This window comes from Skermanella sp. (genome assembly GCF_059503625.1).
The window spans coordinates 1-8,987 of sequence record NZ_JCACHA010000823.1 but is presented as its reverse complement, the minus strand read 5'-3'; the positions used below and the strand labels follow the sequence as shown (position 1 = coordinate 8,987).

Below are 8,987 nucleotides of genomic sequence, written 5' to 3'. Positions count from 1 at the left end.
CCATGTACCGGTTCTGGTCCTCCGTCATGCTGAAGTCGGGCACCTATCACGGCAGTCCGATGCAGGCGCACATGCGCATCCCGGACCTGCGGCCCGACCTGTTTTCCCGCTGGCTTATCCTGTTCGAGGAGACCGTGGCGGAGATGTTCGAGCCGGACCTCGCGGCCCGCTTCCTGGAGCGCGCCAACCGTATCGCCGAAAGCCTGAAGCTCGGACTGTTCTTCCGGCCTGAAGCCGTGGTCGTTACCCATTCCTGACGGGTACCAATTCCGGGTTCATGTCAGCGATACGTCAGGTTGCCCGGCTAGTGTCCTGCTCGTGAAACAACCACGGCGGGCCGCAGGGCCCGCCAGACACGAGGCAACCGACATGAACCGCACGACATTCCTCCTGACCGCATCCCTGGCGCTCGCCCTTGCCGCCGGCCCGGCGCTGGCCGGACCGAAATGCACCGGCGAGGCCAAGGACAAATGGCTGTCCGAAGAGGCGATGAAGCAGAAGATCGCCGATATGGGCTTCAAGGACATCCGAACCTTCAAGACCACCAGCGGCAACTGCTACGAAATCTACGGCCACGACAAGGACGGCAGGAAAGCCGAGGTCTATTTCAACCCGGTCGACGGTTCCATCGTCAAATCGGAAATCGGGGGCTGACCATGAACGCCGCCGAGGGCTCGGTATCGGCAGGACCTGGATCGGCAGGCTCGGTACCGGTTTGGGACCCCGTCGTCCGCATCTTCCATTGGACGGTGGCGGCGGGGTGCTTCGCCAACCTCTTCATCGTGGAGGACGGCGGGCGGGCGCACGAGGTCATCGGCTATGCCGTGGCGGCGGTGCTGGCAGTCCGGGTCGCCTGGGGCTTCGTCGGGACCCGCTACGCCCGGTTCGGTGACTTCGTGCCCGGACCGCGCCGGCTGGCCGAGTACCTGGCCCTGATGGTCCGGGGGCGGGAGCCGCGCCAAGTCGGTCATAACCCGGCCGCCGCGGTCATGATACTGGTGCTGATGGCACTGCTCGCCGCTGTCAGCATCACCGGCTGGATGGCGACACTGGACGCTTTCTGGGGCGTCGAGTGGGTCGAGGAGCTTCACGAGGGCACGGCCGACGCGATACTATGGCTGGCGCTGATCCATGCCGGCGCCGCCTTGTACGAGAGCATGCGTCACCGCGAGAACCTGGTGTGGGCGATGGTCACGGGCCGGAAACGGGCATGAGAGTCCTGCTGGTCGAGGACAGCGAGCGTCTTTCCGCCCTGATGAAGGGCGGGTTGGCGCGGGGCGGCTTCACGGTCGATGCCTTCGACCGGCTGGGCGATGCGGAAGCCGCCCTGGACACCGTGGACTACGACCTGATCCTGCTCGACCTGGGATTGCCGGACGGCGACGGGATGGACTGGCTGAAGCGGTTCCGCCGCGGCAGCCGGGACGTCCCCGTCCTGGTGGTGACCGCGCGGGGCGGCCTGAGCGACCGGGTGGCGGGGCTGGATACCGGCGCCGACGACTATCTGGTCAAGCCGTTCGCGATGGACGAACTGCTGGCGCGCTGCCGTGCGGTTCTGCGGCGTCCGGGGGCGGCTCTCTCGACCGTGCTTGCGGCCGGCAACGTCACGCTGGATACGACGTCACGGCAGGTCGCGGTCGCCGGCAGCCGGATCGACGCGCCGCGCCGGGAGACGGACCTGCTCGAAGTGCTGCTTCGCCGCTCCGGCCAAGTCGTGCCGCGCGCGGTGCTGGAGGAACGATTGTACGGCTTCGACGACGAGGTGACGCCCAATGCCCTGGAAGCCCATGTTTCCCGCCTGCGGCGGCGTCTGTCGGACGCGGCGGCCGACGTGACCATCCATACGGTCAGGGGCGTCGGCTACCTGCTGCGGCCCGCCGTGGCGCCGTGATGCGGATGCCGTCGGCGCGGCCGGCGCAGCGGCCTTCGGTCACCCGGCTGATCACGCGCCGGCTGATCCTGGTAGCCGGGCTGCTGATGGTGGCGCAGGTCGTTCTGGTCGCGATGCATTACGGCTGGGACGGCAAGCGGCTGGGCGTCCGGGTCGCGGCGACCGAGGCGGCGCGGATCGCCGGCCATATCGGGATCGGACCCAAGGGGCGGCCCGTCCTGGCCCTGCCGGAGGAGCATGCCGAGCGCTACCGGCATCATGGGGCAGCCTATGCCTTCCGGGTCGTCGATACCGATGGGACCGAGATCGCGGGCATGAACCCTGGCTTGTTCACGGTGCCGCTGCCCGAGCCCGCGACTGCGCCCGACCTGTTCTGGCGCGTCGTGCCCGGACCGCAGGGCGAAACCCGCGTGCTTGTCCAGCGCTTCGACCGGATCGCGACGGGCCTGCTGGTCGCCATCGCCATCGCTTCCGATCCGGACCGGCTCGCCTGGGTGGCGCTGCTGCACGAGGTCGTCGATCATGTCGCGATCCCGATGGTGCCGCTGGCCCTGCTGCTGCTGGCCGTCAACGTCTATGCCGTACGCCGGAGCCTGCTTCCGCTGGCGCGCGCCGCCGGCGAAGCCGCCGGCCTGGGCGCCCGGCGCGGCGGGCTGCGGCTGTCGGCCGGCGACGATCTCCCGCGTGAGGTCCGTGCGCTGGTCGGCGCCGTCAACGCGGCGCTGGGCCGGGCGGACGAGGTGCTGCGCTTCCAGCGCGAGTTCACGGCCAACGTGGCGCACGAACTGCGCACCCCCCTGGCCGTGCTGCTGCTGCAACTGGACGAAATCGGCGGACCGGCGGCGGAGGCGGCCAAGAGCGACATCCAGGCGATGTCCCGGCTGGTCGATCAGCTACTTCGCGTCGCCCAGATCGAGGGAATGTCGGCGGAACCCCCGACCGATGTCGATCTGGCCGAAGTCGGACGCGGCGTCGTCCAGCAATTGGCCCCGCTGGCGCTGGACCGGGGCCGCGAAACCGAATTCCGGGACGAGGGCGCCGCGATCGTCCAGGGCCATCGGGACGCCATCGCGGGCGCCGTCCGCAACCTTGTGGACAATGCGTTGCGCGCGGCGCCCAAGGGATCGGTGATAACGGTCAGCGCCGGGCCGGGTCCCGTGATCGAGGTATCCGACCAGGGGCCGGGCATCGACCCGGCCTTGCGCCGGGACCTGTTCGACCGGTTCGCCCAGGGGGACAGGCGGACGCGCGGCAGCGCCGGCCTGGGGCTGGCCATCGTCGCCAAGACGATGGAGATCCATGACGGATCCGTCACCGTTGCCGACCGTCCCGGCGGCGGAACCCTGTTCCGCCTGGTTTTCCCCGGTCCGGGACCGTTCAGCGAACCGCCCTGACTTCGTGGCGAAGCCAGATCAGCAGGGCGATCAGGGTGAGGGCGCCGGCCTGATGGGCCGCCGCCAGCGGGATCGCGACGACGCTGATCAAGGTCGCGACGCCGAGCACGATCTGAAGCACCATCATGGCGCCGGTCGCATGACCGATCAGGTGGCCGCGCGGGCTGAGGCCGGCGCGGACCGTCCTCCACCACAGGGCCAGCACCACGACGCCGGTGGCGATGGCCAGCCAGCGGTGGGTGAACTGGACGGCGGCGTGGTTCTCCACGAAGTTCAGGGCCGCCGGGTCGAGGAACCACATGTCTTCCGGCACCAGATGCCCGCCCATCAGCGGCCAGGTGTTGTAGATCATGCCGGCGTCCAGCCCGGCGACGAAGGCGCCCCAGGCGACCGTAACCGCGACCAGACCCAGCGCCATTCCGATATGGCGGCGGAGCGCCGGAGCTTTGGTGCTGCCGCTCGACGCAGGCTTCGGATCGAGCAGGCCCAGGGCGATCCACAGCATCACCGCGAAGATGATGAAGGCCATGCCCAGGTGCAGCGCCAGCCGGTAATGGCTGACGGAAGGCCGGTCGACCAGACCGCTGACCACCATGAACCAGCCGATGCCGCCCTGAAGGCCGCCGAGCAGGAACAGTCCCAGCAGCTTGGGCATCAGGCCCTTGGGGATGCGCTTGGTCGCCCAGAACCACAGGAAGGGCAGCAGGAAGGCGAAGCCGATCAGCTGGCCCCAGAACCGGTGGAACCACTCCCAGAAGAAGATGTGCTTGAACTCTTCCAGCGACATGCCGGCATTGACGTAGCGGTATTCGGGTGTCGCCTGATAGAGGCCGAACACGCGGTTCCACTCCTCCGCCGACAGGGGCGGCAGCATGCCGATCAGCGGTTTCCATTCCACCATCGACAGGCCCGACTCGGTCAGCCGGGTGATCGCTCCGATCACCGCCATGGCGAACACCATGCCGCAGCAGATCAGCAACCAGAATGCTATGGCGCGGGACGCCGGAGCGGCATCGGCCGCGGCTTCGCGCGATGCGGGATAGGTGACGGACGACAAGGCTTTGACCCATTCTTTTCTGGCGGCCATTTACCGGCTGGCCGAAGGAAGCGCGATAATACCGCTCTATGTGGCGCGCGCCTGTCCCCCGTCAAACATCCGCTTGGTCAAACATCCGGTAGGATGCGTTACCGCGACCAGAGGTCGCATGCGTCATCGCGACGCCCTGCATTCACATCGCCTGTTCAGATCGCGTTGTCCAGGACGGCGGCCACTTCGGCGCTGTCGATGTCGCGGGCGGTGAAGGCCCGGCCGATGCCGCGCGCCAGGACGAAGGTGATCTTGCCGTCCTGGACCTTCTTGTCCTTGGCCATGTGGCCCAGCAGCTCGACCGTGTCCCACTCGACGCCTTCGACCTGACCGAGCTTGGTCGGCAGGCCGATCGCTTCGAAGTGGCGGCGCACCCGGATGGCATCCTGCCCGGTGCAGAGGCCCAGCCGGGCCGACAGGTCGAAGGCCATGCCCATGCCCAGGGCCACCGCTTCGCCGTGGAGCAGGCGGTTGTCGTAGCCGGCCGCCGCTTCCAGCGCATGGCCGAAGGTGTGGCCGAAGTTCAGCAGCGCCCTGCGGCCCGATTCGCGCTCGTCCTGGCCGACGATGGCGGCCTTGGCGGCGCAGCTCACGGTGACCGCGCGGACGAGGGCTTCGGTGTCGCCGGCGCAGACGGCGGCGCCGTGCTGTTCGAGCCATTCGAAGAAGTCCACGTCGTCGATCAGGCCGTACTTCACCACCTCCGCATAGCCGGCCAGCACGTGGCGGCGGGGCAGGGTGGAGAGCGCCGAGGTATCGGCCAGCACCAGCCGGGGCTGGTGGAACGACCCGACTAGGTTCTTGCCCTGCCGGGTGTTGATGCCGGTGTTGCCGCCGACCGAACTGTCCACCTGGGCCAGCAGCGTGGTCGGGATCTGGACGAAGTCGAGCCCGCGCAAGGATATCGCGGCGGCGAAGCCGACCAGATCGCCGACCACGCCGCCGCCAAGGGCGATCAGCACCGTGGAACGCTCGATCCCGCGGCCGAGCATCTCGTCCAGCAGGGCTTCCAGATGGGCGAAGCTCTTGGTCTTCTCGCCCGCGGGGAGGACGATCGCCGGGCCGTTGCGGCGCACGCCGGCGCCTTCCAGCGCCGCTTCCAGCGACGGCAGGTGGAGCGGGGCCACCGTATCGTCGGTGACGATGATGACGGGACGCCGGCCGATCAGCGGAGCGATGCGGGCGCCCGCCTGCTTGATCGCCCCCGGACCGATCACGATGTCGTAGCTGCGCTCTGACAGATCGACGCGGACGATATCCTGCATGATTGGGCTCTTTTCCATTGTTCCGGGCTTTATATTTCGTGCTTTTCAGCCGTCGGTCCTGGTCACGCCCGGCCATGTCTCCAGCGCCTTCAGCACCCGCTCCACCGTTTCTTCCGGCGGCGCCTCGATGCTGTCCACGGTGATGTCGGCTTCGGCATATACCGGATAGCGCAAGGCGATCAGCCGGCCCAGGATCTCGCGCGGGTTGCCCTGCTTGAGCAGCGGGCGGTTGTTGCGCCGGGAGGTCCGCGCCAGCAGCACGTCCACCTCGGCCCGCAGCCAGACCGAGATGCCGTGGGTGCGGATCAGGCCGCGCGTGTGGTCGTCCATATAGGCGCCGCCCCCGGTCGCCAGGATATGCGGCGGATTTTCCTGAAGCAGCCTGCCGATCACGCGGCGCTCGCCGGCGCGGAACTCCGCCTCGCCGAACTGCTCGAAGATCTCCTCGATCGTGCGGCCGGCCGCCGTTTCGATCTCGTGGTCGGCGTCGCGGAACTGGAGGTCCAGGCGTGCCGCCAGCCGGCGGCCGATGCTGGTCTTGCCCGCTCCCATCAGACCGACCAGCACCACTGTCCGGGGCACTATCAGGCGGGGAGTCGCCGGGTGCTGCGATGCGAGGGGCTGATGGGCGATCATCGAAGCGACAGGATCCTCTGCGACACGGTTTAGCAACCGCTGATGTTGCGCTGTGAATAAGGTATGGCTACAGTACACCGCGTTTAACCTTTGGACAGGTACATGATCCGCCGCAAGGCGCGATCAGGCTCCTTTTTGCCGAAGGTTCCAACACCGCCTAAAAAAGGACATGGTGGTCCTTAACACAAGGTATTTCGTCTTCTCCACTATCAATGACGGTACCGTGGCACGCTCTCGCAACCGCCCTTATTCGGGCTCATCCTCGACTGGTATAATGTCCCGCTTACTCGGCGCCCTGATAGTTCTGGCCCTGATCGTCGTCGCCGGCGGCGCGGTCTTCCTTGCCACCTGGGAAATTCCGGCCCCGTCGAAGACGGTGGAGCGGGTGATCCCCGATGAACGTTTCCCGCGCTGACCGGGCTGCCGGCCCCCTCGTTCCCGCCGATCCGGACAGGGCCAGGTCCCTGTCCGGGGCAGCCCGGCATAGGCGCCCGATCTTGACTTCCCATGCGCTGATTCGCCGCGGCCGTCATTCGAGCGGCCGGTGCAACGCGGTTAGACGATAAAAGCCGAAAGTACAGTCGATGCCCCGCCCAGGACGCCCCCGTAAACCCAAGACCCCCGCATCGCCCCGGATCGAAGCCTTCCTCGACATGCTGGTGGCGGAGCGGGGTGCAGCCAGCAACACCCGGCAGGCCTATGAGCGGGACCTGATCGACGTCGCGGCGTGGCTGACCGGGCGCAACACCAACCTGGAAGGCGCCAACACCGACGACATCAGGGGCTATCTGGACGACTTGAGCGGCCACGAAGGCGGCACGGCGGTCCGGACCATCGCGCGCAGGCTGTCGGCCCTGCGCCAGTTCTATCGCTTCCTGGTATCCGAAGGACTGCGGGCCGACGATCCCGCCGCGACCATCGACAGCCCCAAGCAGGGCCGTCCGCTGCCCAAGATCCTGAGCGAGGGCGAAGTCGACACGCTGCTGACGGCGGCCCAGCGCCGGGGCGGCCCCGACGGCATCCGGCTGGTGGCCTTGCTGGAAGTCCTCTACGCGACCGGCCTTCGCGTGTCGGAACTGGTCGGCCTGCCGCTCAACGGCATCGCCCGCGACGGCCGCTGCCTGTTCGTCAAGGGCAAGGGCGGCAAGGAACGGATGGTGCCGCTGTCCGAACCGGCGCGCGACGCGCTGGCGGCCTATGTCCCGCTGCGGAAGGACTTCATGGTGCCGGGGCGCGAGCAGCGTCAGGCGGCGTTCCTGTTCCCGTCGCGGACTTCGGAGGACGGCCACCTGACCCGCCAGCGTTTCGCCCAGCTCCTCAAGGAACTGGCGATCGACGCCGGGATCGAGCCGCGCAAGGTCAGCCCCCACGTCCTGCGCCACGCCTTCGCCACCCATCTGCTGGACCACGGCGCCGACTTGCGCAGCGTTCAGAAGATGCTGGGCCACGCCGACATCGCGACCACCCAGATCTACACCCACGTCGTCGGCGACCGCCTGAAGCGCGTCATCAACGACCACCACCCGCTGGCCCGCCCGAAGAAGCTGGCGGGGGCGAAGTAGCGGAAGGCGGCGAGATCAGCCGGAAGCGCTACTGCTTGCCGCCGGCCAGCAGCCGCTCTGCCTCGGCGAGATCGTCGGGGCGGTTGGTGTTGAAGAAGGGATCGACCGGACCGCAATCGAAATCCGCGATCGCCAGCCGGTAGCGCGCGGTCCAGACGTCGACCTTGCGGACCTGCTCCTCCAGCATGGCGCGCCGCAGGTCGTGGCGTAGATGCACCGGCCACAGGCCGAACACGGGGTGTTCGCGGCCGTCCGACCGGGCACAGGCCATGTCGGCGCCGTCGCGCTCGACGGCGGCGAGCAGCCGTTCCACCAGATCGGCCGGCTGGAACGGCGCGTCCGTCGCGAAGGTCGCGACCCAGCGGGCGTCCGGTGCGTGTTCCGCCGCCCAGTCCAGCCCCGTCAGGACTCCGGCCAGCGGACCGGCGTAGTCCGGGACCACGTCGGGCGCCACCGGCAACCCGGTGCCCGCGAAACGGTCGGGGTCGCCATTGGCATTCAGCACCAGAAGCTCGACCTGCGGGCGCACGCGGTCGAGGATATGGTCCAGGATCGTCCGTCCGCCCAGCAGCCTCAGCGTCTTGTCGCCGCCGCCCATGCGCCGCGACAATCCGCCTGCCAGCAGCAGGCCGACGACTCCACGCCCATCACTCGCCGTCATCGTCGCGGCTCCCCTTGCGCCGGTGGCTGGTGGGCTCGTCCGCGCCCTCGCCGGGTGCCAGATCGAAGTCGATCCGCTCTTCCCCCGCCAGCGCCACGAAGCGGCGGCCGCGCGCACGGCCGATCAGCGTCAGTCCCGCCTGCCGCGCCAGATCCACGCCCCAGGCGGTGAAGCCGCTGCGCGAGACGAGGATCGGGATGCCCATCTGCACCGTCTTGATGACCATCTCGGAGGTCAGGCGCCCGGTGGTGTAGAAGATCTTGTCTTCCGGCGTCAGCCCGTGCCGCCACATGTAGCCGGCGACCTTGTCGACCGCGTTGTGGCGTCCGACGTCTTCCATATAGACCAGCGGCCTGTCCTCGCACGCCAGCACGCAGCCGTGGATGGCGCCCGCTTCCAGGTAAAGGCTGGGGGCCGTGTTGATCTTGCGGGTCAGCGCCGCCAGCCAGGACGTCCTGATGCGGGCGGTCGAGGACAGCCGGACGTCCTCG

The 8,987-nt window shown here is 68.4% G+C and carries 12 protein-coding genes; 7 read left to right on the top strand and 5 right to left on the bottom strand.

Going from position 1 to position 8,987, the window contains the following annotated elements:
• From AC5JJ6_RS29640 to AC5JJ6_RS29620, 5 genes are all read left to right on the top strand, one after another.
• On the top strand, nt 1–257 hold a 257-nt coding region (locus AC5JJ6_RS29640), incomplete at its 5' end, for a group III truncated hemoglobin (RefSeq protein ID WP_496045503.1).
• A 112-nt stretch (nt 258–369) separates the two neighbouring features.
• A complete protein-coding gene (locus tag AC5JJ6_RS29635; RefSeq protein ID WP_496045502.1) occupies nt 370–654 on the top strand; it encodes a PepSY domain-containing protein in 285 nt (94 codons plus the stop codon).
• Nucleotides 655–656: 2 nt separating this feature from the next.
• A complete protein-coding gene (locus AC5JJ6_RS29630; RefSeq protein WP_496045501.1) occupies nt 657–1,214 on the top strand; it encodes a cytochrome b/b6 domain-containing protein in 558 nt (185 codons plus the stop codon).
• Nucleotides 1,211–1,891, top strand: coding sequence for a response regulator (locus AC5JJ6_RS29625; RefSeq protein ID WP_496045500.1), 681 nt, complete (start codon nt 1,211–1,213; stop codon nt 1,889–1,891). Before AC5JJ6_RS29630 ends, AC5JJ6_RS29625 begins: the two co-directional genes overlap by 4 nt.
• A gap of 5 nt (nt 1,892–1,896) precedes the next feature.
• Nucleotides 1,897–3,285 (top strand): sensor histidine kinase, encoded by a 1,389-nt coding sequence (locus AC5JJ6_RS29620; RefSeq protein ID WP_496045499.1) that lies wholly within the window; start codon nt 1,897–1,899, stop codon nt 3,283–3,285.
• Here the strand turns inward: AC5JJ6_RS29620 and AC5JJ6_RS29615 are convergent.
• From AC5JJ6_RS29615 to AC5JJ6_RS29605, 3 genes are all read right to left on the bottom strand, one after another.
• Nucleotides 3,269–4,372, bottom strand: a complete 1,104-nt coding sequence (locus tag AC5JJ6_RS29615) for a COX15/CtaA family protein (protein ID WP_496045498.1) — start codon at nt 4,370–4,372, stop codon at nt 3,269–3,271. The two genes, AC5JJ6_RS29620 and AC5JJ6_RS29615, sit on opposite strands and share 17 nt — an antisense overlap.
• A 155-nt stretch (nt 4,373–4,527) precedes the next feature.
• Nucleotides 4,528–5,655, bottom strand: coding sequence for a 3-dehydroquinate synthase (aroB, locus tag AC5JJ6_RS29610; protein ID WP_496045497.1), 1,128 nt, complete (start codon nt 5,653–5,655; stop codon nt 4,528–4,530).
• A gap of 27 nt (nt 5,656–5,682) precedes the next feature.
• Nucleotides 5,683–6,273: a shikimate kinase gene (locus tag AC5JJ6_RS29605; protein ID WP_496045496.1), complete on the bottom strand. Its 591-nt coding sequence runs from the start codon at nt 6,271–6,273 to the stop codon at nt 5,683–5,685.
• A gap of 274 nt (nt 6,274–6,547) precedes the next feature.
• Between AC5JJ6_RS29605 and AC5JJ6_RS29600 the strand changes: the two genes are divergently transcribed.
• Both AC5JJ6_RS29600 and xerD read left to right on the top strand, forming a co-directional pair.
• Nucleotides 6,548–6,688 (top strand): hypothetical protein, encoded by a 141-nt coding sequence (locus AC5JJ6_RS29600; RefSeq protein WP_169789421.1) that lies wholly within the window; start codon nt 6,548–6,550, stop codon nt 6,686–6,688.
• A gap of 169 nt (nt 6,689–6,857) precedes the next feature.
• Entirely contained in the window at nt 6,858–7,835 is a 978-nt protein-coding gene (xerD, locus tag AC5JJ6_RS29595) for a site-specific tyrosine recombinase XerD (protein ID WP_496045495.1), read from the top strand.
• Nucleotides 7,836–7,863: 28 nt separating this feature from the next.
• Here xerD and mobA read toward each other — a convergent pair whose 3' ends face one another.
• Both mobA and AC5JJ6_RS29585 read right to left on the bottom strand, forming a co-directional pair.
• Nucleotides 7,864–8,496: a molybdenum cofactor guanylyltransferase MobA gene (gene mobA, locus AC5JJ6_RS29590; RefSeq protein WP_496045494.1), complete on the bottom strand. Its 633-nt coding sequence runs from the start codon at nt 8,494–8,496 to the stop codon at nt 7,864–7,866.
• Nucleotides 8,483–8,987: formate dehydrogenase accessory sulfurtransferase FdhD (locus tag AC5JJ6_RS29585; protein ID WP_496045493.1), on the bottom strand; the 505-nt coding region annotated here is incomplete at its 5' end. The genes AC5JJ6_RS29585 and mobA, both read right to left, overlap by 14 nt.

Excerpts from the sequence above, each read along its gene's own strand:
- AC5JJ6_RS29635 (WP_496045502.1), top strand. The coding sequence starts at position 370 with ATGAACCGCACGACATTCCTCCTGACCGCATCCCTGGCGCTCGCCCTT.
- AC5JJ6_RS29630 (WP_496045501.1), top strand. The coding sequence starts at position 657 with ATGAACGCCGCCGAGGGCTCGGTATCGGCAGGACCTGGATCGGCAGGC.
- AC5JJ6_RS29625 (WP_496045500.1), top strand. The coding sequence starts at position 1,211 with ATGAGAGTCCTGCTGGTCGAGGACAGCGAGCGTCTTTCCGCCCTGATG.
- AC5JJ6_RS29620 (WP_496045499.1), top strand. The coding sequence starts at position 1,897 with ATGCCGTCGGCGCGGCCGGCGCAGCGGCCTTCGGTCACCCGGCTGATC.
- AC5JJ6_RS29615 (WP_496045498.1), bottom strand. The coding sequence starts at position 4,372 with ATGGCCGCCAGAAAAGAATGGGTCAAAGCCTTGTCGTCCGTCACCTAT.
- aroB (WP_496045497.1), bottom strand. The coding sequence starts at position 5,655 with ATGGAAAAGAGCCCAATCATGCAGGATATCGTCCGCGTCGATCTGTCA.
- AC5JJ6_RS29605 (WP_496045496.1), bottom strand. The coding sequence starts at position 6,273 with ATGATCGCCCATCAGCCCCTCGCATCGCAGCACCCGGCGACTCCCCGC.
- AC5JJ6_RS29600 (WP_169789421.1), top strand. The coding sequence starts at position 6,548 with ATGTCCCGCTTACTCGGCGCCCTGATAGTTCTGGCCCTGATCGTCGTC.
- xerD (WP_496045495.1), top strand. The coding sequence starts at position 6,858 with ATGCCCCGCCCAGGACGCCCCCGTAAACCCAAGACCCCCGCATCGCCC.
- mobA (WP_496045494.1), bottom strand. The coding sequence starts at position 8,496 with ATGACGGCGAGTGATGGGCGTGGAGTCGTCGGCCTGCTGCTGGCAGGC.